The organism is Rickettsiella endosymbiont of Dermanyssus gallinae, assembly GCF_019285595.1.
In the GTDB taxonomy this organism is placed as follows: Bacteria; Pseudomonadota; Gammaproteobacteria; order Diplorickettsiales; family Diplorickettsiaceae; genus Rickettsiella_B.
In genome coordinates this window covers 320,672-346,717 of the sequence record NZ_CP079094.1, presented here as the reverse complement: position 1 = coordinate 346,717, position 26,046 = coordinate 320,672, and the positions used below count along the sequence as shown (strand labels likewise).

The following is a 26,046-nucleotide window of genomic DNA, read 5'->3' as shown; positions in this document are numbered from 1 at the left end:
CCTAAGTACGATTTTCTGTTTTTTCTGGATACCGCGGTCAAGCCGCGGTATGACGCTTATCTTTATCTACTTCAAGGCGTCTAATCAGGTCGGATCGAGTAATAAGGCACGTCTATAAGCTAATGGTGCTTTGACTTCATCCTCAAACTCTACATATTCCCAAGCCGCTTCATTCTCTAATAAACGACGCAGCAATAAATTATTTAATGCATGGCCCGATTTATAGCCACTAAAAGAACCAATAAGACTGTAGCCAAGTAAATATAAATCACCTACCGCGTCGAGAATTTTATGCCGAACAAATTCATCTTCATAACGCAAACCATCTTCATTCAGCACTCTATATTCATCTACAACCACTGCATTATCTAAACTTCCGCCTAAAGCCAAACGTACTTCACGTAACTTCTCATAATCGGCCATGAAACCAAAGGTACGTGCACGACTAACCTCTTTTATATAAGAAGTCTTTGAAAAATCGATACTCGCTTTTTGGCTACGATTTTGAAAAAGTGGATGGTTAAAATCGATTTCAAAGGAAATTTTGAAGCCATCAAATGGTTCGAAAGACGCCCACTTATCACCATCAGTTACTTTGATAGGTCGCTTAATACGAATAAAGCGCTTTGCTGCGCTCTGCTCTTCAATACCTGCTGACTGAATAAGAAAAATAAAGGGACCTGCACTACCATCCATAATGGGAATTTCTGAAGCGGTAATATCAACATAGGCATTATCAATGCCTAAACCCGCCATCGCTGACATCAGATGTTCAATCGTTGCAACACGAACACCATTCTTGACTAAAGTCGTTTGTAACGTGGTATCACCTACATGTTCAGCACGTGCTTGTACTTCAATAATAGGGTTAAAATCAATTCGACGAAAAACGATACCGGTATTAATAGGCGCCGGTCGTAACGTTAAAATAGCTGTCTCACCACTATGTAAGGTAATCCCAGCTGCTTTTATCACATTTTTCAAGGTGCGTTGTTTTAAAGCACGCGCCATTTTCGATCCAACACCATTGATTACGCGTTGTTTTACAGTACGAGTAGCTTTCGTTGAATTATGTTTTCTATGACTGTACACCCTTAAGAAACCTCTTCTTGTCTACGTAAAAAAGCCGGAATATCAAGATATTCTATATCGGTCGCATTTGAATCCACTGCAGGCTTAGCTGTAGCCGTTACACCCTGCTTACGCAATACGGTAGGCCTTTCAAGTTGGTGATAATCTAAAGAGCCATCGGCTGCTCTTGCCAAACTTGAGCTTCCTACTGGATTGGCATAAACCATTCCAAGCCCAGTCACCACAATAGTAACCCGTAATTCATTACTCATCTCTGGGTCAATGACTGTTCCTACTACCACGGTTGCACCTTCAGAAGTAAACTTTTTAATCACTTCACCTACTTCTTCGAATTCACCAATGGATAAATCAGGCCCTGCCGTGATATTCACTAGTACACCACGCGCGCCCCCTAAATTGATATCATCTAATAAAGGACTGGCAATCGCTGCTTCCGCAGCCAAACGCGCCCTCTCTTCACCGGAACCAATCCCTGTTCCCATCATGGCCATACCCATTTCTGACATCACAGTACGAACGTCGGCAAAGTCGACGTTAATTAACCCTGGACGAGTAATTAGCGCTGCAATACCTTTCACGGCGCCGAATAATACATCATTTACTGCCTTAAATGCATCTAAAAGGCTAACATTTTTCCCTAAAACGTCCATTAGCTTGTTATTAGGTATCGTAATTAAGGAATCAACATACTGACTTAGCTGTTTTATACCCTCTTCAGCTAAATGCAACCGCTTCTTGCCTTCAAATACGAACGGCTTCGTTACCACAGCGACTGTCAAAATACGCATTTGCTTAGCAAGCTCTGCAACCACAGGTGCTGCGCCTGTCCCAGTACCACCACCCATACCAGCGGTAATAAAAACCATATCGGCCCCTTCGAGGGCTGCTCGAATACGTTCTCTATCCGCTTCAGCGGCTTGGCGCCCTATATCTGGATTCGCACCCGCTCCCAACCCTTTAGTAATTTGCTGCCCTAGTTGCAGTAAACATTTCGCCGATGAATTTTTTAGTGCCTGTGCATCGGTGTTAGCACAGATAAACTCAACACCCTCAATGTCTTGAGCCAACATATGTTCAAGCGCATTTCCACCGCCACCCCCAACACCAATCACTTTTATAATGGCATTTTGCAACGGGGTATCAACCAAACCATATAGGGAACTCATGATATAACTCCTCAGACTTTAGGTATTATTTAGGATTAAAAATTTTCACGTAACCAGTTTTTCATACGTGTTATCTTTCCACGCAATAGCGCTTGGTTCGGTTTACGTTGCTCATACTGCTGTTGGTAGCCATAAAGTAATAAACCTGTACCGGTCGCATACATTCCATTTGTCATCACTTCCGTATTTCCATTGATATATTGCGGATTACCTAACCTAACGGGCAATTTGAAAATTTTCTCAGCCAGCTCAACCGATCCGCTGACATTAGATGCCCCGCCAGTCAATACAACACCTGCAGCAAGAAACTCTTCAAAACCACTACGATGCAATTCCGTTTTTACTAAATGGAAAAGTTCTTCGTAACGTGGACCCACTACTTCAGCTAATGCACGCTTAGAAAGTGTTTTACCCGGACGATCACCAACCCCTGAAACTTCAACTAATTCTTCTGAACTCGCTAACTCCGCTAAAGCGCAGGCATATTTCCTTTTGATCTGTTCAGCGCTTTGTGTGGGTGTTCTTAAAGCAACCGCAATATCATTGGTCACTTGATCACCTGCAATGGGTATCACTGAAGTAAAACGAATAGCACCTTCAGTAAAAATGGCAATATCGGTTGTTCCACCACCAATGTCTATCAAACACACACCCAATTCTTTCTCATCTTCTGTCAATACAGACTGGCTAGAAGCTAATTGCTCTAAAATAATTTCAGAGACTTCTAAACCACAACGCTGAATGCATTTAATAATATTTTGTGCCGCACTCACAGCGCCAGTCACCATATGTACTTTGGCTTCCAATCTAACACCCGACATACCGATGGGTTCACGAATGCCTTCTTGGCTATCAATGATAAATTCTTGCGGTAAAATGTGTAATATTTTTTGATCCGCAGGAATAGCAACTGCTCTTGCCGCATCAATCACTCGCTCAACATCCGCATGGGTTACTTCTTGATTTTGTATCGCGACGATACCATGCGAATTTAAACTACGAATGTGATTACCCGCAATACCGGTGTACACACTTCGCACCGGACAACCTGCCATTGCTTCAGCTTCCGCTACCGCTTGTTGAATGGAGTCAACAGTCGCATCAATATTAACAACCACGCCCCGCTTTAATCCTAATGACGGATAAACGCCCAATCCTATTACTTCAATTCCATCTGGCGTTACCTCACCTACTAAGGCATTGACCTTAGAAGTACCGATGTCTAAACCTACAATCAAATTTTTAGTCGGTTTTTTTGCCATAATCTCTTTACCTTCAATCAATTAAATAACTTAGTGTCAATAATCCCGTTCTTTATATTAAGCAACCCGCTTTTTAAACTTTACTGCCATACCATGTGCATAACGAAGATCCACGTAATCTATCATAGATGCTTTACTCTCAATAACATCAGGATAAACGGCTACAAAACGTTTTAGTTGTACCTCAGGTTCTGCACGACTTAGGTAAAGTGCCAAACCATTATTTAAACGTAAATACCAATATTGTTGATCAACTAACTTTAGTAGCTTTATTTTTAATGATAAATTCGAAATAAACGGTTGCATCGCTTCATAAGCTTGCAATAGATATTTTTGATTAGCTAAGGGACCGACAAAAACTGGAAGATCCAACGACGCCGTATTCATTTGACCTTCACTAAACACATTGCCTTGATCATCAAGCAAATCATTATTACCTATTAATGCCACAGGTCTTCTTGTTGTGAAGTTCACTGCGACAGTATCGGGCCAAAAACGTTTTATTGTTACGGCAGCTATCCATGACTCTTGTAGCAATCTATCTTTTAGCTGGCGACTATCTAGTCGTAAAAAACCTTTATCCGTAAAAGGCAGAATAATTTGTTGTAAGCTATCCCGCTTAACATGATTCAGATCACCGCTAATTTTAATATGCTTCACAGGAAAAAAAGTAGGATCGCCACATTTTTGCCAAACTAATATTCCACTCAATAGAATAAGTAGTGTCAGCGAAAATCTAAAAAACCAACGTCTAAGAACGTGTAGAGAACGAGAATGAATTCTTGGTTTATTGCGTTGCCTCTGAAACTGTTGGCTTTCAATGACCTTCCCATCTTTAAGCATCACATAACCGTTTGAAGTGCAGAACAAAAAAGGATGATAATCTATCCCTTGTGTTTCCGCCAGTTTTGCTGCTATTTAACGTAAAAAGCTGTTTTTTGCATAACAGCAATTAATATTGGATAACGACACTCTCATCACCAAAAAGTTGCCGCAGAATCGTTAAGAGATCATCTGTCGGTTTGACTGTCCACTCATCCCCTAAACAGAGCTGTAATCGTGAATGCAGCACAGGATGATGATATTCAATCACGGTAGAACAAAGACCTGGACAAAAAATGCTCATCTTTTCTTTTAAGGTTTCAAGTTGACCGGACTTAATTAAAGGCTTAGAAAGTTTTATCAGCAACCGCTTAGCATAAATTTCACGCGCTTCGCTTATATCTAATATCTTCTTAGCTAACACACGCATATTACCGGTTAATTCATCCTGTTGGCTTTCCCCTTCAATAATTAATAATTTATCTTTATTCAATTTATCTCGATAGCTAGCATACGTATCGCTAAATAAGGTCACTTCTAAACGACCACTGGCATCCTCTACATTTAAAATCGCCATACGATCACCGCGCTTGGTCCATAACGATCGAATACTAAGCACCCAACCCGCAATCGTCAGTGAATGTCCGGCTTTTAAAGAACACTCATATAAATTTGAAGTAATAAAACAGCTTAATTCTTGCGCATAATTTTCTAAAGGGTGGCCACTCAAATAAAAACCTAAGACTTCTTTTTCAGCTTGTAGGCGTTGCAACGATGGCCAATCCGCTTGCTGTGTTATCTCCTGCTCCGTTGAAACCATGGCAAGACCAAAAAAATCTTGCTGCCCTGAAGCTATAGTTGATAATTGCTGCTCCGCCGCTAATAAAGCGGCCTCTAAACTAGCTTTTAGCGTAGCGCGATTAAAGCCAAAACTATCCAGGCTGCCGGAATAAATAAGCGCTTCTAAACCTCGGCGATTTAATGTATGCAGATCAGCACGATGACAGAGATCAAATAAATCCTTAAACCGCTGCTCCTCGCGCTTTTTTATTAGCATGGCTATAACAGCACTACCTAAACCCTTCAGAGCGCCCAAACCATAACGAAGTTGGCCTTTTTCAGTCACGGTGAATTTATAGTAACTGGTGTTGATATCTGGCGGTAACACTTTTAACTTCATCAAACGACATTCGTCTAAAAAAAACACAACTTTTTCAGTGTGTTCCATATCAGAAGATAAAACAGCCGCCATAAACTCAGCAGGATAATGCGCCTTAAGCCATGCGGTTTGATAAGAAACAAGTGCATAGGCGGCTGAGTGTGATTTATTGAACCCATAATCCGCAAACTTTTCCATCAAATCAAAAATTTGATTTGCTAAATCAATGGCAACCCCTTTTTCTTGCGCCCCTTGCGTAAAAATAGCGCGTTGTTTTGCCATCTCTTCTGATTTCTTTTTACCCATCGCACGACGTAATAAATCAGCCGCGCCCAAAGTAAACCCAGCTAATACTTGAGCAATCTGCATGACTTGCTCTTGATAAAGAATAATTCCATACGTGGGGCGTAAAATAGGTTCTAAACAAGGATGAGGGTATTCCACTTTAGCTTTGCCCTGTTTACGATTAATAAAATCGTCCACCATCCCTGACTGTAAAGGTCCCGGGCGAAACAACGCTAACAAGGCAATAATATCTTCAAAGCTATCCGGCTGTGATCTTTTTACGAGATCACGCATACCCCGCGACTCTAATTGAAACACGGCTGCCGTTTTATAGGCTTTTAATAAAGCAAATGTCTTAGGATCATCTAGCGGAATCGCCGCAATATCTAATAATGCACTCTCTGCTGATTTTTTTAAATTAATTGACTGCACCGCCCAATCAATAATCGTCAACGTACGTAGTCCAAGAAAATCGAACTTAACAAGGCCTACTTTTTCTATATCATCTTTATCAAATTGGGTAAGACAATGTGTTGAGCCTACTTCACAATAAAGGGCAGTAAAATCAGTCAGCTTAGAAGGTGCAATCACAACGCCTCCCGCATGCTTACCTACGTTACGTACTAAACCCTCTAGTTTTTTAGCCAGATCAATTAATACTTTAATTTCATCCTCATTATCATATCGCTGCTTAAGCTGCTCTTCTTGAATAAGTGCTTTTTCTAGGGTAATTCCTAATTCAAAAGGAATTAATTTGGCAAGTTTATCAACCATCCCATAGGGATAGCCTAGAACACGTCCTACATCTCTAACCACCGCACGTGCTGCCATACTACCGTAGGTAATAATCTGTGATACCGATTCGCGGCCATAGCGCTCTGTTACGTAATCAATCACCCGATCACGCCCTTCCATACAGAAATCAATATCAAAATCTGGCATAGAAATACGTTCTGGGTTTAAAAAACGTTCAAAAAGCAAACCGTATTGCAAAGGTTCTAAATCAGTAATTTGTAAGGCATAAGCAACTAATGAACCTGCCCCAGAACCTCTTCCTGGCCCTACGGGAATACCCTGTTCTTTTGCCCAACGAATAAAATCCGCCACGATAAGAAAATATCCGGCAAAACCCATACTGGTAATGACTTCAAGTTCGGTATGCAGCCTATCGAAAAAAATCGTTTTGCGATCCTTAGAAGTTTCAGTTACCGCTTCAGTCGTTGAAGACGGTAAGAATTCGGACGAACTTTTTACAAAATCCGAACTCATTTTTTCTAAACGCTTTAACAATCCCTTTTTAGCTTCTTCGATTAAGAAACTTTCGGGCGTCATGCCCTGCGGGATAGGAAAATTAGGTAAAAAAGCTCTGCCAAACGTTAATTCTAGATTGCAACGTTTAGCAATCTCTATTGAGTTAAGCAACGCTGAAGGAATATCAGCAAATACCTGCTGCATTTCTTCACTAGAGCGAAGAAATTGCTGTTCGGTATAGACTTTAGGGCGATTGGGATCATTTAAGATATGCCCACTATTAATACAAACCCGCGCTTCGTGCGCATCGAAATCAGCTGCAAATAAAAATCGTACGTCATTAGTCGCTACAACAGGCGTACTACACTCAGCGGCTAAATCCGTTACAGCCATAATGTATTCTTCCTCGTTCGCACGAGCCAAACGTTGTAGTTCCAAATAAAAACGATTAGGAAAAAGTGATAACCATACCTGTAATAATTCCTTAGCCTGTGCTGGCTTCTCTTTGAGTAATGCTTGAGCAATATCACCTTCTCTGCCACCAGATAAAGCAATTAAACCCGTTGAGTGCTGGGTGAACCAACTTCGTTGCAAAATCGGTTTACCTGCTCGCCCTTCTACATAAGAACGGGAAATTAAGTGGATCAAATTTTGATAGCCTTGTTGGTTTTGACATAACAAAACTAATCGGAATGGCTGTTCGGGAAATTGACTATTTTCTATCCAACATTCAGCCCCTATGATGGGTTTAATCCCTGCCTTGATGGCCGCTTGGTAAAATTTAATCGTCGCAAATAGATTCGATTGATCGGTTATTGCAATTGCTGGTTGCTCCAATGCCACGGCTCTAGCAATCAGCTCGTCAATACGAAGTAAGCCATCGCTCAAGGAATATTCAGTATGAAGATGTAGATGAATAAAGGGGGATAGCATAGTGACGTTAGCAAAGTAGTAAACGACCCCTATTTTGCCACAGATCGGCACCGAGAACAGTCATGCTTGAAATCTACAAGAAAGTCTTTTTACCAAAGGGAAAATTTAATGATGCGAGCATTACCCGATTAACACTATATAGTCCTTGCATTCTTTACCAAACTAGTAAATTATTTTTACCATTTCTGAATCACCTAACATTAATCCGCTATAATTATTTTTCTGTGTAAATAAGGTATTGCTATGACTAAAACAAGACAATTAATTACTGCGCTTGAAAAAACCGATTACCATAGGATGAAAGAGTTAGTTGAAGAAGGAATCGATGTCAACGCACTTCTACTCCCTTCTCATGCAACAATACTGCACCACGCAGTTTGCGCTCAAAATTTAGAATCTATAAAGTTTCTAGTAGGAAAATTACATTGCAATCCAAATACTTTAGATCATGATGGGAACACGGCATTACACTGGCTTTTTACTAATCAACGAGGAATATATGCGATAGATAATTTGTTATCGGTTACTCAGTTTTTCGCAAAAAATAGAATGGACATTACTATAAAAGATCGTCATGGATGGACCGCACTCGATTGTGCGATTTATTACTATGGTAGTTACTATTCTAGATGTCCTCAAAGTAAAGAAATGCTTGATAAAATATTTGCTATATTAATCGTAGCTATTTTGTCAAAAAATCCAACCCAAGCAGAACCTAACACAATTCAAGAACATAAACCTATTTTAAATATTTGGAAAGAATTTAACCGGCTACAGGAAGAAAAAATTAAAAAATCTTCTCTTTCTTATTTAGTAACAAAAAAGCCTGAAATGATAGCTACTCGGCTTTCTGTTGGTCAGTGTTTAGAAAGTCTAGATTACATTAAGAATGAATTTCCAATCATTCATAACGGCTTAGTGAAGCATAAAACTCCTCGAATAGAAAGAGAACTAAAAGAAAGATCTTCTCTCTTATGTAAATTAAAAAATTCTGTTTTTTCTACTGAAAACGATATAAGTAAAAAATTAGATTCTGATAGTCTTGATGAAATTTTAAGTTTTTTACATAATTCCGATCTCAAAGGCGGTATAAAAGCCTTTATTTTTGATAAAAATACAGGTAAAAAAAAAGAAAATTTAATTTAAACGACTCTTTTTAGTTCGTCATCTATTGAAAATTCTGAATCCAGCAATTTATCTGAAACCGCTGACCAGCATAAATCTCTAAGCTCTTCAAAATAAAAAACTATTTTTTAACCTTTCCTCTGCTATTGCACTGGCGAGGTTAATACCTTTAAACAAAGAATAAAGCTTGGATTAATCAAATAATTAAAAATCTGGTGACATTTATAAAAGAATGAAGTAAAAAAGAGGGGGGTTAAAAGAAAGGAAGCAGAATGTTAACCGATAAAGAACAGAATCCAAAAACACATATTGAACGCATTACCAATAAATATGTTGAAAATCCCTTAAGTCAAACGCTGGCTAATTTATCCAATACGGTGATTGAAACCGCATTAAGCGGCCAAAGTAAATTTTTATTTGAAATATTACAAAATGCGGATGACGCCACCTGCGAACAACAACCCATCAAAATTGAGTTTACTTTAAAAAAAAATTATCTTATCGTTCGGCACAATGGCAAAGGATTTGATTATAACGACATCGAAAGAATCTGTGACTATGCGTCACAAATCGAGGAAGTTAAAGCGACCGACCTAAACAAAACAGGTTACAAAGGACTAGGATTTAAAGCCTTATTTAATGTATCGAATTGCATCACACTCTACTCTAACGGTTATTCCTTCCGTTTCGATAAAACACATTGGGAAAGCCCAGCAATCACTCCCTGGCAAATCATCCCTATTTGGTGCGAAGAAGAGCAGCTTCCTTTTCATGAAAGCTACGATTATCAGCACAAATATGTTAATTTTATTCTAAAATTGACAGATGTAACCGCTGTAAAACAACAACTTAAAGCAATGATACAGCAACCCGAAACATTGCTGTTTTTACGTCAAATTAATCAATTGACTGTTGATATAGAAGGTGAAAAAAATGATTTGCAAATAAAAATAGAACCACAAGCGACCTTCCAACACGCAGATTTTTATAAAAATAAAAAAGTGGATAGTAGTTGGCTATTAAAGAAATATGATCGAGCTGTGCCAAAAAATGTAAAAGAATTAACACAAGAGCCTGTAAACAATTTTGTGTAAGTGCCGTGTCAGGAGAACCTACCCTCGAATTCGATAGCGAATCGATTCATAGCGGCTCTCCAATCATGTAAAGCCATCGTCCACTTTTGTGATGCCTTCTGTACCGCTAAATATACTACTTTTAATGCCGATTGGTCATTAGGAAAGATTTTACGATTATTAATTGATTTTCTAATCACACTATTGAGTGATTCAATGGCATTGGTGGTATAAATAATTTTTCGTATGTCGTCAGGATAATCGAATAAGGTCACCATATTACTCCAGTTTTTATGCCAGGTACGGCTAATGGCGGGATATTTTTTATCCCATTTTTCACTGAACATCAGAAGCGCTTCTTCGGCTTGCTCTATAGAAATAGCACGGTAAATAAGCTTAAGATCCGCTACCACGGCTTTCATGTCCTTATGCGGTACGTAGCGTAAGGAATAACGAATAAGATGCACAATGCAGAGCTGAACCTTCGTTTTTGGGAATACCGCGTTTATTGCCTCTGGAAACCCGCTTAGTCCATCCACGCAAGCAATAAAAATATCCTTTACCCCACGATGATTTAATTCGGTTAATACAGATAGCCAAAATTTTGCACCCTCGGTTTCAGCTATCCACAAGCCGAGTAATTCCTTTTGTCCTTCACAATTAATGCCCAAAGCCAAATAGATGGATTTATTGATCACACGTTTATCTTGATGGCATTTAATAACGATACAATCTAAATACACGATAGGATATACCGTTTCTAAGGGGCGATTCTGCCACACCGTCACCTCATCCATCACGGCTTCAGTCACTTTAGAAATCAAGCTGTGCGATACCTCCGCACCGTACATTTCTTTGAACGTCGCCGCTATATCACGGGTAGTCATCCCTCGGGCATACAGCGCTAAAATCTGTTCATCAAACTCCGTCAAGCGCGTTTGTCCTTTGCGTATAAGTCGAGGTTCAAACGTACTATTTCGATCCCTAGGCGTGTTAATCTCAACTTCGCCAAAATCACCCTTTAATCGCTTCGGTGAATAACCATTGCGGCTATTTCCCGTATTCTTGCCTTCTATCGCGTGCTTTTCGTAGCCTAGATGCTCCTCTAGCTCTGCATCCATGGCTCGTTCTACCGTGAGCTTTAATAGCTGCTTGCTCAGCGCAGATATATCTTTTTCACTCTTTATGGATTTAGCCAATTCACTGATTAATTCGGGAGCTATATTTATTTCTTGTTCTTGTTTCATTACTTATTTCTCTTTTATCGCTAGTGCTTTTTTCAGCGCATTAGCTTAGGTAATAATAAGCATTTACACAATTTAGTTTACAGGCTCTAACACAAGGTGCTAGTCGTTTTATCTACCGCGATAAAATAAAAAAAGCTACCCGTGTTCCTCTTACTTTTGCACTAAAAATTGATAAGGAAGCCACACAAATCTACCCAATCCAAGGTCTGTGTTATAGCACCTTACCCACCCAACTGAATTTAACGCTTCCCTATCACAGTAATAGTCTTTTCATTCTGAATCTGGATAGAACACAATTACATTAAAATGAATGGAATAACTTTTTAATACAACAGATAGGTTATTTATAATTAAATAGACTAGACGTGGACGCCTCTATCGTTTCTCTATTCGAGTCAGCAATAGATTCTTCTAAGGTCTTATTATTTCCATTTGACTGTTGTTTGATTTGAAAAAACAATAGATTAGTGACTGATTTGCCTGGCAGCGTAATGGTTGCATTATTGTCAGTATTCTCTAAGCCATCATCCGATGCATCTCTACGTTGTCTAGTAGAAGATCCACAAACTTCAACCTGCCAACGAGCTGATCGTATAGGACCTTTCAGCCAAGTAAATACATATCGTCTATTATCATTGTATTTGAAACTATTATAAAGCGTTTCGCCATAATAATCGTTCAATAAGATAATTTCTGACTCCGCTGCCAACTGTATTCGCCATTTACCTTGCATCTCTCGCACTTGAAAATCAACGATATACCATCTATCGTCATCATACTGATCTTTGATGGCATGTAGGTATGCATGCTGTTTTGAATTATAGATATAGCATGTTTTTCCATTATCAGAGGACTCAATACGCCAAATCGCTTCTTCTCCTGCATATTTACCAGGAATCCAAGTGAATACACGATTGTCCCTATTGTTGGGCATCTTAAACCAAGAGGCATATAAATATTCGTTACTGTGCGCCACGCTTTTGAGACAAAACCCATTATCTAATAGATACTTTATAGCTTGTGGAAACTTAGATTTCTCTGACTCACAAAGCAACTTAAATTCTGGAGTTAATTTAAGATAATTACTATTCCTCATAAATCGCCTAAAGTTATAGGCTAATCGTAAGCTTTCCGATGTAAATAATTGGTCATATTTTATTATTTCCGCCAGAAGTAGTTGACACGCTACTAGCTTTGACCCAATTGAGTTTAAGCCCTCCAGTATAAAACTCTCAAGTTTATCAAAGTTACACACATTACCACGATAAACGCGTTCGATAATTCTTCTAAGCGCGACCTCACCATGATCTAATATCATAAGATCACGCCAAATTTTTCCTGCCTTTCTAAATCCTCATTGCTAATAGCCATAATACAATCTTCAACGGCATCCTCTTTTTCTACATGATGCTGGCCATCTCGCTTAGTTCGATATAGTGTTTTATTTAAAAAAGTATCATTCGTATTTAACCAAGCCTCTGGAACAAGCTCCATTTGATTTATATCAGCTTGGTTTAGCCACGTTAAATTAAGTGCAGGCAATGCACGCTGCTCTATCAACGCTAAACTATCATTCAAGTGAGTCGCTATGCTCCCGAAGAATTTCGGCCATCGTGTCCCCGAAATTCGTTCGCATGACGCGACTGAAATTAGGCCGCGATACGTCCTGCGTCCGGCACGCACTCACTCCTTCGGAGTTCATGCCCGTGCCTCCCACAAATGACTTTACGGCGTGATGCGTTTCCTGCTTCGCCCGTCAACGCACGCCTATCGCGGGCTCTTCGACTTCGCATTGCTTTCACAATGCTTTCCTGTCTCATCGTTTGTTGAAATCTGGCACATGCCTGAGTTACATCAGCATAGATGTTAGTAAATTCTGTATTGTTTAGTGGACGTGCCTGCATTATTTCCGAATAAGCAATCTCTTGTTCTATTTCCTCTAGTCGCTTAATGTAATTTTTAATGTCTATTAAACTACTATTGTACCGTTCAATTACTTTTATTTTATTTAAACCAGCGATATACAGTAATTGACGAGGCGGGGGTTCAATCGAAGATAAAAATTTATTAAATTCTGCTTTAAAGCGTTCAAGGTTATTCTCAAGGCTTAATAAATAGGATGAACACTTTCTGCTATCATTAGATTCCAAGTCTTTAGTAATATCCGTTAAGGTAGAATGGATATCTACAAAATATTTTTTTGCTTTATCTAAATTTCTAACACTACCTTCCAAGTTAACCAGGTAATCTTCTGCTTGCTTATTAATGTCCTTAAGAGTGGTATTACCGACAGCCTGGAAATCATAAGATGTTTTTGCTTTCCTCTCGAGTGATTGATCTGGATTTTTTTGTCTTCCCATTCCTGGCATCGCTGTTGTATAGCATGTTTAATATGACTCCCGCCTTTATAACTAGCCTTACCAGCAATATGAGCGACATGTGCCAAATGTAATCCTTCGAGTGTCTCCCATAAGATTTTAAGCATCATAAACGCCAGTCGTTCAATACCCATACTATCTCCTTTTAAGTCATTTTAATTTTTTAGTAAAATCACACCGAGTACTTGATCATTCTATTTAATAATCCGATAAATTAATTATCCTTAATATATCATTTACTAACTTAATAATTATCTTAACTTAAGATGGATTTATTATTTTTATAATAATCACTTTATAAATTAAGAATTGTTGATTTAGAAATCATAATTGGCAGCCAGGACTTTCAAGAAAACCAATCATTGATATTTTTCACCAATATTTACACTGTAGCAATAATGCCAGACATTAAATTTTTATTGTCTTTCATTATCCTATCAACATACTTTTATCTTTTGCAATACGCTTAGCAAAACATAATAAAACTATTGAAAACTTAGATATTTACGATACAAAAACGGACTTTAATCCTTTTAGCCTTAATATCCAGTATCGTAAAAAAGATAATAACTCAGAAGAAAATTAATTTACCGCAAAGTTGGCTTTATACTGGGAGTAAACGACATACAATGCTTCACGACTTCCTCCGCACTACCCCACGAAGCACTATACCCAGTGCCGCCATGCCCATAGCAATGCACAATGAGTGATTGTTTACCATTAGCATTCTTCACCTCTTCTCTCTCTATTCGTACCTCGGGCCTTCCACAACGAATACCCGCCTTTGAGGTTGCCTCTATACTCTTATCCTTGGCGTAAGGAAAAAAAGCAGAAACTTCAAGTGAGTCGCTATGCTCCCGAAGAATTTCGGCCATCGTGTCCCCGAAATTCGTTCGCATGACGCGACTGAAATTAGGCCGCGATACGTCCTGCGTCCGGCACGCACTCACTCCTTCGGAGTTCATGCCCGTGCCTCCCACAAATGACTTTACGGCGTGATGCGTTTCCTGCTTCGCCCGTCAACGCACGCCTATCGCGGGCTCTTCGACTTCGCATTGCTTTCACAATGCTTTCCTGTCTCATCGTTTGAAAAATTGCTTTTTTATCACTTTCTCTTACCGCTCTGTCACAATCACCCACTTGATAGGTCGTCCCAATAACACAATCTTCACTCAAAGGACGAAAAACAACATAAGCATCCATCGCTTCAACATTAAGAGAGTAACTAGCCCCTAAAGCTTGAGGTACTTTCATTGTTTCTGTTTGGCCTCGAGCTGGGTATATCAAGGGATCATGAGTTAAATATTTGGCTTCCCATCCTGCGCTGTTTACTACAATGTCATGGGTATCGGCCAATTCTACTAAAGAATCAATTTTTTCTATTTTAAGCTTTCCACCCAATGCTTCAAATTTTTTCAGCATATAGGGTCTATAAATGGTAGGGTCTATCAGAGGATTATGCACAAGCACTGAAAAGGGGAATCCTGGTATTTTTGCCCGATCAACCGGCGGCTCAGTAAGATTAATTAATGTTCTCAGGGGTTCTTTTGCCCAAACACTGTTTATAAAATCTTCTTCTCCTTTAAAATAAAGGATGACTGGAATTTTTTTCACACCGGAATAAGTTTCCGACTCTATTAATTCATTGAATTTAGCTAAACTTTCTAAACAATATTTATGTAAAATTGGCTTAGAATCACCAGGCGTATACCAGGTTGCTACAGCCGCATCTGAATTTGTTTCAAGTGGCTCATCTTTAGTAAAAATAGTAACTGAAAAGCCTTCTTGTAAAAGGCGAACTGCATTAGTTATTCCAATAATGCCAACACCCACAACTGCAATTTTTTGTTTCAAAAAACTCTCCTATTTACATAAAAAACACATGATGCAATATGATACGTATCTCACTCATTAAAATGCAGTATAAAATAATAATTTTTGTTATTTATTTAATCAACTTTAATTGAAATAAATGATTGTTATTTACTATAGCAATCCTTATAAAATTTATAAATCCATTCTGAGTTAAGATGAGTAGTTAGTTTAGTCAATGATATATTAAGGATAATTAATTTATCTATTTATAAAATAGATACAAGCATCAAGCACGCTACTCGATTTTATTAAAAAATAAAGATTACTTTACAGGAGATAGTAATGATTATTGAGAAAATAACAGCATTTACGACCGTTAAAATCGCCTGGGAGATACTTGAAATTCTGCATTTTATGCATGTTGGTCATATAGCGAGCAAAGCCAGTTATAAAGGAGGAAGTTCTGTTAAACACGCCATGCAACACTGCTATCAGGAATGGCAGGATAAAAAAGATCCAACCCAGCGACGCATGCGAAAAGCAGAAACGCCTTACGATTTTAAAGCGATTAGCGATACGACCCAAGCCATTAATGATATTAATACTCAAGTGGAAACTTATCTAGCTAAATTGAATAGTAGTGTTGAGAATTTACAGAAAGCAAAAGATTGTTTTTCAGATATCCACGATATCTTAACAAAACTCGTTAATGCGTTGAAATCTAATAGTGACGACCAATTCTCAAACCTTTTATTGCAGCTTAAGAGTAAGTTTATATCCTTTAAAGACGAATTTGACAAATTTTCATTTTCGATAAAACCACCACCTCGTCAACTATTATATGTTGCTGATTTGGATGGAAATAAGATGGGCGTAATTAATCAGTATAATAACCGTTTACAAACAATGAAGGATTATTTTGATTTGCTAGAAGAAACGGAACAAAAAATTGCGAATCAGTTTAAGAAAGGCTTTAATGCCATTCCTACATTGCTACCTTCAACAAGCTCGAGTTCTATTTATTCTCCTGAACAATTACAACAAGCCATCACACAGTGTATAGATTCTCCAAAAAATACATCAGAAACAATGCTTGCAATTTTTCAAAACGATACAGAACTTGCGACTACCTGCGCCGATATAGTCAAGTTATTTGCCTCTTTTCAAAAAATTCACAAAACAATGCAGACTATCTCATTGGAGGACGATCCTGCTTGGTTTTGCTTACTGACTGACGAGAAAGAAATAGAAGAAGTTGGACAGCGTATTTTTCTGCACGCGATGAACGAGGCTAAAATCTCCGATAAAGATAAATTACTCATCGCCAAAATTTTCTTACGTAAACCTGTTCCTACACATTTGATGAAACAAATTGAAGTGGATGAGCTGGCCTATGAGATGGCTGACATTTTACGGCGTTGGCAAATCGAAAAGTGCGAGCAACTCACACAGTTTCTCAGCACGTTGACGAAAGAAGGAGTGCCGTTGCCGTCTAGGAAACAAGATCCCGATGGACGGCTAGAGTGGGAATTATTAGAGTGGCTCAAAACTCAAAGAGAAGAGCAACATTCAATCGATTTATTTAAAACGATCTTAGTTTCACCCTGTTGTTTTAGCCAATGCAGCATAAAATCGGCGCGTACTCAGCTCAAAGATTTATCACTTGCTGAAAATATCGATATCCTTATTCAAAAACATCTGAACAGTCACTGGGGTACTATTTGGGAAAAAAGTGATAACTTGATCCAGTTACCGCTAAAGTTTAAGACAGATATTCTACCAACAGATCGTATGAAGCCAGATACATCGGAAAAACCTAACGTTGTTTCTTCTGTGATACAGGAATTAGCCGTTAAGCTAATAACCGATCTTGAAAAATTAAAAGTAGAACTGGTAAAGAGTAGATCCGATTATTCAAAAAAATTAAAAGAATTTAACCCCGAAAAAGAGAAAGCTATCGCAATACAAAAAGATCAAGGACATGAAAACGGAGTAGAACGTATTAAGCAACTCCAGAGCAGTATTCAGGATATTGATTCTTCTTTAGACAGCAGTTTAGCGCATTATCTGTATCAGCCTAAAGCGATCAATCCCAATGTTAAAGCTCGGCAAGTTCCAACCATCGATGATTTATGCTACGTGATTTATAAAGGTGTGGATCCAAATAGTATTTGCCAGTGGAAAACCCATTATCAAAATGTTCCCCAAAACGATAAACTGATACATTATTTTACGCCGGATCAGCAACAACAAGATGAAACTAGAACGAAAGCTTGGCTTTACGCTTGTACCATCTGTCAAGTCAATGCGATGCCTGCATTCTCCCACTTATTTACTACTGATCGCCTCTTAGCATTAGAAAATACACCTGAATCGCAGGCCGCTATTAAAAATAGTCTTTCAATACAAGTTTTTTTTAAAGACCCCAAAAAAATATCGTCTATCGCTACTAACAGTAAAGCATTGAATGGAGTGACACCGAAAACGGTGGAAGAAACAGAAACTGCTTTTCAACAATTGCAGGATTACTATGTGTTAGCGTTAGTGAGAGTGCATCCAGAGTACCGCAACCAATTACCGTTCGGAGAACAATTGAAATGCTTAGTGAAAAATTTATTTAAAGTGGGTCAGGAAATTGGAAAAAATCGGCTAGAACATGTGCAAGTCTATATGGGTGATTTATGTGCTGTATTATCGGGAGAACATGTAGAGGCCATTAACACAGCAATAACTAAATTGAACGAGAATTATAATAGCCTATGTGCAACAGCCAAACGGGCTCATAAAAGTCAGTTATATGCCATCATGGATAAGGCAATAAAGGGTCCTATTGCAGAGATCAAAAGACAGATGGGTGGTCTTTCAAAAGAAATGCCTAAAACACCTTCAGATCTGAACTCGATGGTGAAACAAGTAGAAGAGAAAAAAGACACATTCAAAGAATTAGAAAACGAACGTAAAGAAAAAGAAGCCGCACAAGCCCGAGAACAAGAGGAACGTAAAGAGAAAGAAAAAGAACGAGAAGAGAAAGAAAAGGAACGAGAAGAGAAAGAAACTGAACGTAAAGAGAAAGAGGCTGCACAAGCTCGAGAAAAAGAGGAGCGCAAAGAGAAAGAAGCGGCGCAAGTTCGAGAACAAGAGGCACAAGCAGAAATAGAACGTCTAAAAGCATTATACGCTGAACTAAAAAAGCAGGTACCTCCACAGCCTATCGCAACAGGATCACGGGCAACACTATTTCCTGCACCACAAGCAACTAATACGATGCCTGAGAATCCTGTTTTACCTGAGAATAGCTATGCTCCCTAATACGAATATTTCAGTTGCAGACTCTGCAGAACAGTTGTTGCAACGCAATTCACTTCTCTATCGTTGGGTAACAAATTGTTTTTCGATAGTTAAGATCAAGAGCAACATATGGACACCTGAGTGGATCGAATCATTGAAAATAGCACTGAAAAAAGCGAATTCAGAGACCATTAAACAGGGATATAAGCTACTCACTGAAGAATTCAATAGCAAACTGGGGCAGCTATACTCAACCAATGAGAATTCACAAAATGATTGGGTGTCCGCTTTATTGCTACAGTTACTTGCTATGGATGTGTATCGAAAAACCACTACAGAATGCTGCCACGATCAATTAATGGAATGCCCATCAATGCGATGGACAAACTATGCCAATCGTGTGATAACGATTGTGCCTAAAGAGGTTTATTTAAAGCAGTTGAGCCGATTAGTAGGTGAGGCCGTATCTAAGAAACCCATCGACAGCACAGTAGACTATGTTTTGCTTCAGATTCACCAACACGCACTGAAATTCTGTTTTAAACGATTTTTAAATGGGCTGCGTCATACGACTCAAGATAGTCCACCCCCTGATGAAGAAAATAGTGCATATCAATCCTATATTCAGATGATTTGTATGCTACATGTTTACATCACTCGAGTATCTAACTTACCACTAAAAGAAAAACAACGTTTACCGAATCTGTTATTAGAACAATTAAAACAACTGATAGAAGAGACCTGTGAACTGGATTTATCGCCTTCCTGGATGGAGCGCTTAAGGCAATGGATACAACAGTTTTTTGGTAAACTGAAGTTGTTGTATACGACAATACCAAGTACTGTAGAAACCTCTTCTTCAGCATTACTCATCATCAGCCAACAATTACGAAAATCGGCTAAACAAGCCGCTCAAAAAAAAGAATCACACTCCTCAGAATTGATACGAGAACGTTGTTGGTTGTATTTTTCATTGTATGAACAAATCATCACGCAGTACTGGGATAAAGAGAAGTATGCACTGAACTATCAATCGACGACACTGGCCTTATTTGAAAGCTTTATGAGTACGTTTGCATTTGAGCCGCCGAGTACGTTTGAAAAAGGGATTTTACGTGCGAACCCTCTAAAATCACAGGGATTTTTTACATTCAGCCGAAAGAAAGTAGCACCAGAACATTTAGAATTCTTACTGGACACCGCCTTAAATAAACTCTGTGTTGATTTCATCAATAACTGGTTTTATCATGATTACTCTGCTAATAAGGGGTCGATATCCTTATTACATTGGCTGATTTTTCGACAAGAACCTCGTCTCATGGCCAAGATCAAGGCCTATGCAAGCACTGAAGACTATACGCAATTTCGGGGATTAGCTGAAATTCCTTCTTTTGAAAAAGAAACGCTTTATCGTTTTGTTCAAGATGCTCATAAAGATTTTTGCATCGATTTAAATCTACTCACACGAATGATCGTAAGCATTTGGTTAAAAAAAATTGGGATCATTGTCTCTCACTATGATTTAGCCAATAGTTTATTAAAGCCAGAGCGCTGGTTATATCAGACAAACCCCGTCGCATCGGTGCCCTGGAAAGACACTATTCCTAACCTTGCCTGGGTTCTATTGCATGCGGTTGAGCGTTTAGGTGTTGGCTTATATTTTTTCCCACCAATACAACAACGCTGGTCTGTTTTTCAAGAAGCGTGGACAGAACATTCAGGAAGCATTGCAGAATTTGTATATCAGCAGGATAAGGAAATTGCAGCAATCCTTAACAAATTATTCTTGACGTTTCACTTAGACCACGAATCTGAAGCTAAACGAAATGATCCTATGCTAAAGGATTGGGCACAGAACTACATTCCTTATATTAAATCTGCCAAACAGACCTTACGAAAATTCAGAGCACGAGATCCCAATGAATTACAAAGTCTCGATGCAAAAAAGGAAGCCGAATCATTATTAAATGAACTGAAAGACATTGTGCTCTATTGTATGCATTGTGATGTTAAATACGTGCGATGTATGCTCGAGGATGATCCCGACATCTCATCTAAGTTAAGTGAGCTTAGGCAATTACACGTCGAGAGGATCAGAACACGTAAAGAAACAGAAGAAATAAACAAAAGGACAGAGGAAATATGCAAAGAGACAGAAGAAATACGCAAAGAGACAAAAGAAATACGCAAAGAGACAGAAAGTGAACGTAAAGAGAAAGAAGCTGCACAAGCTCGAGAAAAAGAGGAGCGCAAAGAGAAAGAGGCTACACAAGCTCGAGAAAAAGAGGCGCAAGCGGAGATAGAACATCTAAAAGCATTATTAGCAGAACAAGAAGGACAGACGTTACCACAACCTAGCGTAGCCGGATCACGGTCTATGCTATTTCCTGCCCCAACTACACCCCAAGCATCAACCACTGCTGCACAAGATACAGAAATAGCAGGAACAAGTAACTCAGTTTTTCCAAATAGATAAGGCTTTTGAACTCCACAAAAAAGCCCAAAAAGCTCGAAAAAGCTTTGTCAAAACCCAAACGTAAGTCATTGATTTTACGGGGGTGTATACGGCTCAAAATGGCACTTTCTTTTATCACCACAACCTTAAAAATATATCTTTTTTCATATGGTTACGCGTTTTATAGCACCAAACTCTTAATTTATTGGTCGATGGTTCGAACCCATCACGGCCCACCAATAAAATCCTTAATAAAAAAATCCAAAAAGAAAACCTGAAGGCGCCTGCCATCAATGTGGTGTAACTATCGCTGATATTTTTTTGACTGGAAAGTCCAACATCGATGTATCAGAAAATTCCAAATTAATGTAACAACCGATGTTAATACTTGGCTCCATACATAAGGATAATGTATTAAGAGCAAGCTCATCATTACAAAATTAAGAAATAGCCCAAAAAGGGAATTGATTGAGAAACGTAATACAGCTTGTCGATGCGGCAAGGTGCTTTTAAATGTAAAATAATGATTAAGAAGATAATTAATCAGTGCGCCCCCTAGATAACCTAGGGTAGAAGCAACTATAGGCTTTACAGAAAAAAGCTCTACTAATCCTATTAAAATAGAAAACTGAACTAAAGCCGAGGTCGCACCTACCACAAAGAAGCGCGAAAATTGCCAAAATAATGCTTTCATAAAAACCGCTTCATTTATAGCGCCCTGCTAAAATTGCCAAAAAAAAGTAAAGGCCGCCAATAATCGCAAAGCTTACCATAAAATGCCCTTCTGCTTGTATCAGAGTGCCCATAATAATACCTATCAGATTGCCTAATTTTGACGCAGTATTACCTAAGCCTACTGCTTTCGCTCTTGCCTCATCACCAATACCTTTTAATAAAAAGGTAAAAAGTAAAAGTGAGATAACGCCTAAACTTATCCCCCAAAATAAACTCACAGTAAAAGCAAGATAAGCTTTGCTAATGAAAGCAAAGCCCCATTGTGCTAACCCGCTTAATAGTAGTGCAGCAATCAGTAATCCTACCCCGCCATACTGACCCGGTTTATTATCGATAATACGCCCTAAGGTTGAAGTCGTTAAAGACATCGTTAACGCCATCGTCGCATAGATAAACCCTAAGGTTAAATTACCCGCATGTAGCTGCTCTGCAACATATAAAGCAAAAAAAGGCGCCGACATCCAACGTGCGGCTTGGGTACTACAAATTAATAAGAGTAATAAATTTTTTTTGCATTCATCCAGAAAAAATCTTTTTTGCTGGATCGATGATGGTGCTCGTATCGATTGAACTGGATTTTCTTTGAGATAATTAGCTAAAACCAATGAAAGCAATAAACAAATACAACCCGCAGAAACAAAAATCGATAAGTATCCATAATAATGTGAAATAATCCCACCACATATAGGACCCACGATGCTTCCCATCGCTGTCGCTGCTTGTAAGCGGCCTACTATTTGGCTATGGGTATTGGTGGGCGTTATTGCGAGTGACCAGGCTTGCGCCGCGGTAGAAAACCCTGCTAACCCCCCTTGTATTAACCGAATAATAAAAATAGCCCAGGGATTAACAAAAAAAAACAAAAACCATTGCGTAGCCGCCAGCGCAAACCCAGCACGCAATATCATTTTTTTATAGCCTATTAACTCGCCAATTTTTGTCCATAATAATGTGGTCAAAATGGTCGTTAATAACGGCGCCATATAAATAGCGCCACTCCAGTATTGTAATGAACGTGGATTAAATGAATGAAATGAAGATAAAATAAGCGGCCAATACGGATCGCTCATATCCAGCGCTAAAATAATAATAAACTGAGAAAAAATGACCAACCGCGCTTGATTACGCCAAGCAATACCCGAGATTACCTCCATTAAATTATATAGCTAAAGGGTTTTCTATATAAGAAAAAATACCTTCCCGTACATACTGTTTTTCTAAACGCATACGGAATAATGCTTTTACAGGCCAATCTGCTTTTAAAATCGCCTGGTATTCATCTTTCCATCTGGCAGTATCTACACGTTCTTCCAATGCGAAGAAACGCTCTTCTGTTTTTTCGCGTATTATATTCCAAAAATCTTTTTCTTCACCTTTAAAATGCGCCGCTAGTAGCAAAACTAACTCACCTAAGTGAAGCTGATATACGGTATGTAATAGCTGATTTCGTACTGTCATTTTATTATGGGTTACAAATGGCGGAGACAATGGAGAGTTTAAATTAAAATTATGTGAATTCAAACTATCTGCATATATTTCTATTCCGTCAAAATCCCTAGCAATAAATCGTTTAATATGCCCGTTTTCGAAAACCGCTAAAGTATTTTGCTGATGCCCCTCTAAAGCGATGCCATATATTAAGTAGATATCTAAATAGCTACCAAGCACTAAATCAACATATTTAGCAAAATAATTTAATGTATCTTTGTAACTTAAACATCCCGCAAGCTGTACCAACTCTATAAATAAGCTGGTGTCATTTGCTGATAATTTTTCAAATAAAGCAGAAACAACAATTGCAATTTCATTATTAGCAAGATAATTAGTTACATTTTCTCTAAATATAGCGGTAAAATGCTTTGCTTTATCGTCTTCAACTGCATTTAAATAAAGTCCACAAATTTCTGGCAAAATAGCTAATCTTTCTGAAATAGAATTTTCCTTAGCTAAAATATTTTTCATAATGTGCGTAATTTTAGGCGTATTTTTAATAGAGGTAACCGATAACGTCCTAAGTACACCGCTTGCATATATTCCAATGGGTAATTTGATATAGGGAGCATACCAATTTTTAACTGGCGCTAAAGTTCGAAAGGAAGAAGTAGGACTCATTTCTATTGCCACATTATCAAATAAAATAACTTCATTGGCACTAATATGATCGGAAAATAAATTCTTTACGCTATTTATAGCTTGCCATGGATGGAGTGGAAAAGGGATATAATCTTCATGATGTAAGTTTCTCTTGTTTAATTCATAAACCCAAAGATCCCATGCATCAGGATAATACTCAGAAAACCAGCGAGAAAATACAAATTTTTCTTGCGTCATTTCTATACACATGGCATCCTTACGCACAGCTGCCAATAAAATAAATACTTTTGGTCGAAATTCGGTTGTATAGCTAAGAATATCTTCTATAGAAAAACCTACTTTGGTTTTAGCAAAAGGATGGTAAGGATGCCCGTTAAAAGCTAATTGCTCAAATTTAAAAGAACAATCTGATAATTTTTTATGCTCCCTAAAAGAATTTGAAAAATCATTACTATCTCTTTTTACAAGATCATTTTTTATCTTATCTTTTTGCCAATTAATTAAGACAGTATTTTGAATATGATTCCCCACCTCTCTAGAAACTTTATCCCACTGTTCTACATCAAACGTTATATTTAATTCTTTCTTAACTATCTCCAATAGCTTAATAGGATCAGTAATATTTTCTGTCACATTCTGTTCACTATTAACTAAAAAAACTTTCTCAAACTCTGTAAAACGTAATAAAGAATTTAATCTAACCTGACTTATATAGATAAAACATTTTAGCTTAGGCAATTTAAAGGTTAAATTGCCATCCTGGTAGTAACTTTCTAAAATATTCTCACGCAAAAAAGCAATCAAAATTTGACGCAAAGATTGTCTATTAACCTCTGACAGGTAATCCCTTAAATAAAAATTATTTGTACTAACATAATTTTTATTTAAAATAGGATCCTTTTTCTTAATACTTCCCTCTAATACCTGCATAAATGCGCATTCCTCAACGTTATAATTAAACAAGATATAGTCCCTACCTAATTCGCTATTATTCACGGTTTTACACTCGAGTCAAGAATTGATGAATTGACTTGTTTTCCTACCTGATTGATATATCTTTACCTTATCGCTTGCAATTAAGAGGGAAATTTAATGTCTACGTTACTTATTTTTCTACTTTTATTGCTTAGCATCCTTTCTGGAGCATTCTGCTATAAAAAACTAAGCTTCTTAATCGGCTTAATTACCTTAGTTACTTTTCTACTAACAGGGAATGGTTTTATTCCATTTTACTTATTAAAATCCTTACAAATATACAAAGAACCCCAGGCTATCAAATGGAAAAAAAGTAACACCATTATCGTTTTAGGGGCGGGTACTAGCAAACCAGCTGGATCAGGCGAGACAAAACCTAGTTTAATGTCTTTTTCACGCATTACAACTGCGGCTATGTGGTATCACAATTGCAAAATTAATTCATCGCACTGCCACATTCTAATCAGCGGCGGAGATCCGCAACATAATGGAAAAACCGAGGCGGCGACTTATAGAGAGACATTAATAAGTTTAGGTATCAAGGACACTGATATTCAATTAGAACCAGATAGTAAAAATACTTTCCAAAATGCCAAATTTATCAGTGCTTTATTAGAACAACAGCCTAGTGAACAAATATTACTCATCAGCTCAGGGTTAACCCTAAGACGGGCACTATTGTATTTTTCTTATTTTAAGGTTCATCCTACTCCTATTCCATCAGATTTTATTACGATTCCTTTCACTAAATTTCCATTAGCCTATAATCTCGCTATCAATGATTTTGCTGTTCATGAAGTAATTGGAATTGCCCAATTTTATATTTATAACTTTCTTGGATGGGACGAGAAGAAAACCATTACCAATAAAAATAGTTGAACGAGGGGGTTC

At 38.1% G+C, this 26,046-nt stretch carries 19 protein-coding genes; 5 read left to right on the top strand and 14 right to left on the bottom strand.

Going from position 1 to position 26,046, the window contains the following annotated elements; all coding sequences use genetic code 11:
• Window positions 1–84: 84 nt before the first annotated feature.
• The 5 genes from lpxC to dnaE form a co-directional block, all read right to left on the bottom strand.
• A complete protein-coding gene (lpxC, locus tag KX723_RS01720; protein WP_218814393.1) occupies window positions 85–1,011 on the bottom strand; it encodes a UDP-3-O-acyl-N-acetylglucosamine deacetylase in 927 nt (308 codons plus the stop codon).
• 83 nt (window positions 1,012–1,094) lie between these two features.
• Window positions 1,095–2,258: a cell division protein FtsZ gene (gene ftsZ, locus KX723_RS01715; protein WP_218814392.1), complete on the bottom strand. Its 1,164-nt coding sequence runs from the start codon at window positions 2,256–2,258 to the stop codon at window positions 1,095–1,097.
• 35 nt (window positions 2,259–2,293) lie between these two features.
• Window positions 2,294–3,520, bottom strand: a complete 1,227-nt coding sequence (ftsA, locus tag KX723_RS01710; RefSeq protein WP_218814391.1) for a cell division protein FtsA — start codon at window positions 3,518–3,520, stop codon at window positions 2,294–2,296.
• A gap of 57 nt (window positions 3,521–3,577) precedes the next feature.
• Window positions 3,578–4,363 carry a cell division protein FtsQ/DivIB gene (locus tag KX723_RS01705; protein ID WP_218814390.1) on the bottom strand — a complete coding sequence of 262 codons (786 nt, stop codon included), beginning with the start codon at window positions 4,361–4,363 and terminating at the stop codon, window positions 3,578–3,580.
• A 109-nt stretch (window positions 4,364–4,472) separates the two neighbouring features.
• Entirely contained in the window at window positions 4,473–7,970 is a 3,498-nt protein-coding gene (dnaE, locus tag KX723_RS01700) for a DNA polymerase III subunit alpha (protein WP_218814389.1), read from the bottom strand.
• Between the two features lie 243 nt (window positions 7,971–8,213).
• Between dnaE and KX723_RS01695 the strand changes: the two genes are divergently transcribed.
• Window positions 8,214–9,116: an ankyrin repeat domain-containing protein gene (locus tag KX723_RS01695; protein ID WP_218814388.1), complete on the top strand. Its 903-nt coding sequence runs from the start codon at window positions 8,214–8,216 to the stop codon at window positions 9,114–9,116.
• Window positions 9,117–9,367: 251 nt separating this feature from the next.
• On the top strand, window positions 9,368–10,189 hold the full coding sequence (locus KX723_RS01690) for an ATP-binding protein (RefSeq protein WP_218814387.1): 822 nt from the start codon (window positions 9,368–9,370) through the stop codon (window positions 10,187–10,189).
• 8 nt (window positions 10,190–10,197) lie between these two features.
• On the opposite strand, the gene KX723_RS01685 is transcribed toward KX723_RS01690, so the two are convergent.
• The 6 genes from KX723_RS01685 to KX723_RS01660 form a co-directional block, all read right to left on the bottom strand.
• On the bottom strand, window positions 10,198–11,415 hold the full coding sequence (locus KX723_RS01685) for an IS256 family transposase (protein WP_218813425.1): 1,218 nt from the start codon (window positions 11,413–11,415) through the stop codon (window positions 10,198–10,200).
• A gap of 340 nt (window positions 11,416–11,755) precedes the next feature.
• Window positions 11,756–12,511 (bottom strand): hypothetical protein, encoded by a 756-nt coding sequence (locus KX723_RS01680; protein WP_218814386.1) that lies wholly within the window; start codon window positions 12,509–12,511, stop codon window positions 11,756–11,758.
• Between the two features lie 218 nt (window positions 12,512–12,729).
• A complete protein-coding gene (locus KX723_RS01675) occupies window positions 12,730–12,993 on the bottom strand; it encodes a hypothetical protein (protein WP_218814385.1) in 264 nt (87 codons plus the stop codon).
• 71 nt (window positions 12,994–13,064) lie between these two features.
• Complete coding sequence (locus KX723_RS01670) at window positions 13,065–13,775, bottom strand: hypothetical protein (RefSeq protein ID WP_218814384.1); 711 nt, start codon at window positions 13,773–13,775, stop codon at window positions 13,065–13,067.
• Between the two features lie 605 nt (window positions 13,776–14,380).
• Entirely contained in the window at window positions 14,381–14,668 is a 288-nt protein-coding gene (locus tag KX723_RS01665) for an FAD-dependent oxidoreductase (RefSeq protein ID WP_218814383.1), read from the bottom strand.
• Between the two features lie 37 nt (window positions 14,669–14,705).
• Window positions 14,706–15,647, bottom strand: coding sequence for an FAD-dependent oxidoreductase (locus KX723_RS01660; RefSeq protein ID WP_218814382.1), 942 nt, complete (start codon window positions 15,645–15,647; stop codon window positions 14,706–14,708).
• Window positions 15,648–15,950: 303 nt separating this feature from the next.
• Here KX723_RS01660 and KX723_RS01655 point away from each other — a divergent pair, with 303 nt between their 5' ends.
• Together KX723_RS01655 and KX723_RS01650 are read left to right on the top strand one after the other, a co-directional pair.
• Window positions 15,951–18,917, top strand: a complete 2,967-nt coding sequence (locus KX723_RS01655) for a hypothetical protein (protein WP_218814381.1) — start codon at window positions 15,951–15,953, stop codon at window positions 18,915–18,917.
• The gene (locus KX723_RS01650) at window positions 18,907–21,372 is read left to right on the top strand and encodes a cell envelope integrity TolA family protein (protein WP_218814380.1); all 2,466 of its coding nucleotides are present in this window, start codon (window positions 18,907–18,909) and stop codon (window positions 21,370–21,372) included. Before KX723_RS01655 ends, KX723_RS01650 begins: the two co-directional genes overlap by 11 nt.
• 283 nt (window positions 21,373–21,655) lie before the next feature.
• Here the strand turns inward: KX723_RS01650 and KX723_RS01645 are convergent, their stop codons facing one another.
• From KX723_RS01645 to KX723_RS01635, 3 genes are read right to left on the bottom strand one after another with little or no spacing between them, the layout of a single operon-like run.
• Entirely contained in the window at window positions 21,656–22,045 is a 390-nt protein-coding gene (locus KX723_RS01645) for a GtrA family protein (RefSeq protein ID WP_218814379.1), read from the bottom strand.
• A 10-nt stretch (window positions 22,046–22,055) separates the two neighbouring features.
• Window positions 22,056–23,240 (bottom strand): MFS transporter, encoded by a 1,185-nt coding sequence (locus tag KX723_RS01640; RefSeq protein ID WP_218814378.1) that lies wholly within the window; start codon window positions 23,238–23,240, stop codon window positions 22,056–22,058.
• 4 nt (window positions 23,241–23,244) lie between these two features.
• On the bottom strand, window positions 23,245–25,110 hold the full coding sequence (locus tag KX723_RS01635) for an IucA/IucC family protein (RefSeq protein ID WP_218814377.1): 1,866 nt from the start codon (window positions 25,108–25,110) through the stop codon (window positions 23,245–23,247).
• A 162-nt stretch (window positions 25,111–25,272) separates the two neighbouring features.
• Here KX723_RS01635 and KX723_RS01630 point away from each other — a divergent pair, with 162 nt between their 5' ends.
• Window positions 25,273–26,034, top strand: a complete 762-nt coding sequence (locus tag KX723_RS01630) for a YdcF family protein (protein ID WP_218814376.1) — start codon at window positions 25,273–25,275, stop codon at window positions 26,032–26,034.
• The last annotated feature ends 12 nt before the right edge of the window (window positions 26,035–26,046 follow it).

Bases quoted from the DNA above. Each gene is read 5' to 3' on its own strand.
- lpxC (WP_218814393.1), bottom strand. From the start codon at position 1,011: ATGGCGCGTGCTTTAAAACAACGCACCTTGAAAAATGTGATAAAAGCA.
- ftsZ (WP_218814392.1), bottom strand. From the start codon at position 2,258: ATGAGTTCCCTATATGGTTTGGTTGATACCCCGTTGCAAAATGCCATT.
- ftsA (WP_218814391.1), bottom strand. From the start codon at position 3,520: ATGGCAAAAAAACCGACTAAAAATTTGATTGTAGGTTTAGACATCGGT.
- KX723_RS01705 (WP_218814390.1), bottom strand. From the start codon at position 4,363: ATGCTTAAAGATGGGAAGGTCATTGAAAGCCAACAGTTTCAGAGGCAA.
- dnaE (WP_218814389.1), bottom strand. From the start codon at position 7,970: ATGCTATCCCCCTTTATTCATCTACATCTTCATACTGAATATTCCTTG.
- KX723_RS01695 (WP_218814388.1), top strand. From the start codon at position 8,214: ATGACTAAAACAAGACAATTAATTACTGCGCTTGAAAAAACCGATTAC.
- KX723_RS01690 (WP_218814387.1), top strand. From the start codon at position 9,368: ATGTTAACCGATAAAGAACAGAATCCAAAAACACATATTGAACGCATT.
- KX723_RS01685 (WP_218813425.1), bottom strand. From the start codon at position 11,415: ATGAAACAAGAACAAGAAATAAATATAGCTCCCGAATTAATCAGTGAA.
- KX723_RS01680 (WP_218814386.1), bottom strand. From the start codon at position 12,511: ATGAGGAATAGTAATTATCTTAAATTAACTCCAGAATTTAAGTTGCTT.
- KX723_RS01670 (WP_218814384.1), bottom strand. From the start codon at position 13,775: ATGGGAAGACAAAAAAATCCAGATCAATCACTCGAGAGGAAAGCAAAA.
- KX723_RS01665 (WP_218814383.1), bottom strand. From the start codon at position 14,668: ATGGCCGAAATTCTTCGGGAGCATAGCGACTCACTTGAAGTTTCTGCT.
- KX723_RS01655 (WP_218814381.1), top strand. From the start codon at position 15,951: ATGATTATTGAGAAAATAACAGCATTTACGACCGTTAAAATCGCCTGG.
- KX723_RS01650 (WP_218814380.1), top strand. From the start codon at position 18,907: ATGCTCCCTAATACGAATATTTCAGTTGCAGACTCTGCAGAACAGTTG.
- KX723_RS01645 (WP_218814379.1), bottom strand. From the start codon at position 22,045: ATGAAAGCATTATTTTGGCAATTTTCGCGCTTCTTTGTGGTAGGTGCG.
- KX723_RS01640 (WP_218814378.1), bottom strand. From the start codon at position 23,240: ATGGAGGTAATCTCGGGTATTGCTTGGCGTAATCAAGCGCGGTTGGTC.
- KX723_RS01635 (WP_218814377.1), bottom strand. From the start codon at position 25,110: ATGCAGGTATTAGAGGGAAGTATTAAGAAAAAGGATCCTATTTTAAAT.
- KX723_RS01630 (WP_218814376.1), top strand. From the start codon at position 25,273: ATGTCTACGTTACTTATTTTTCTACTTTTATTGCTTAGCATCCTTTCT.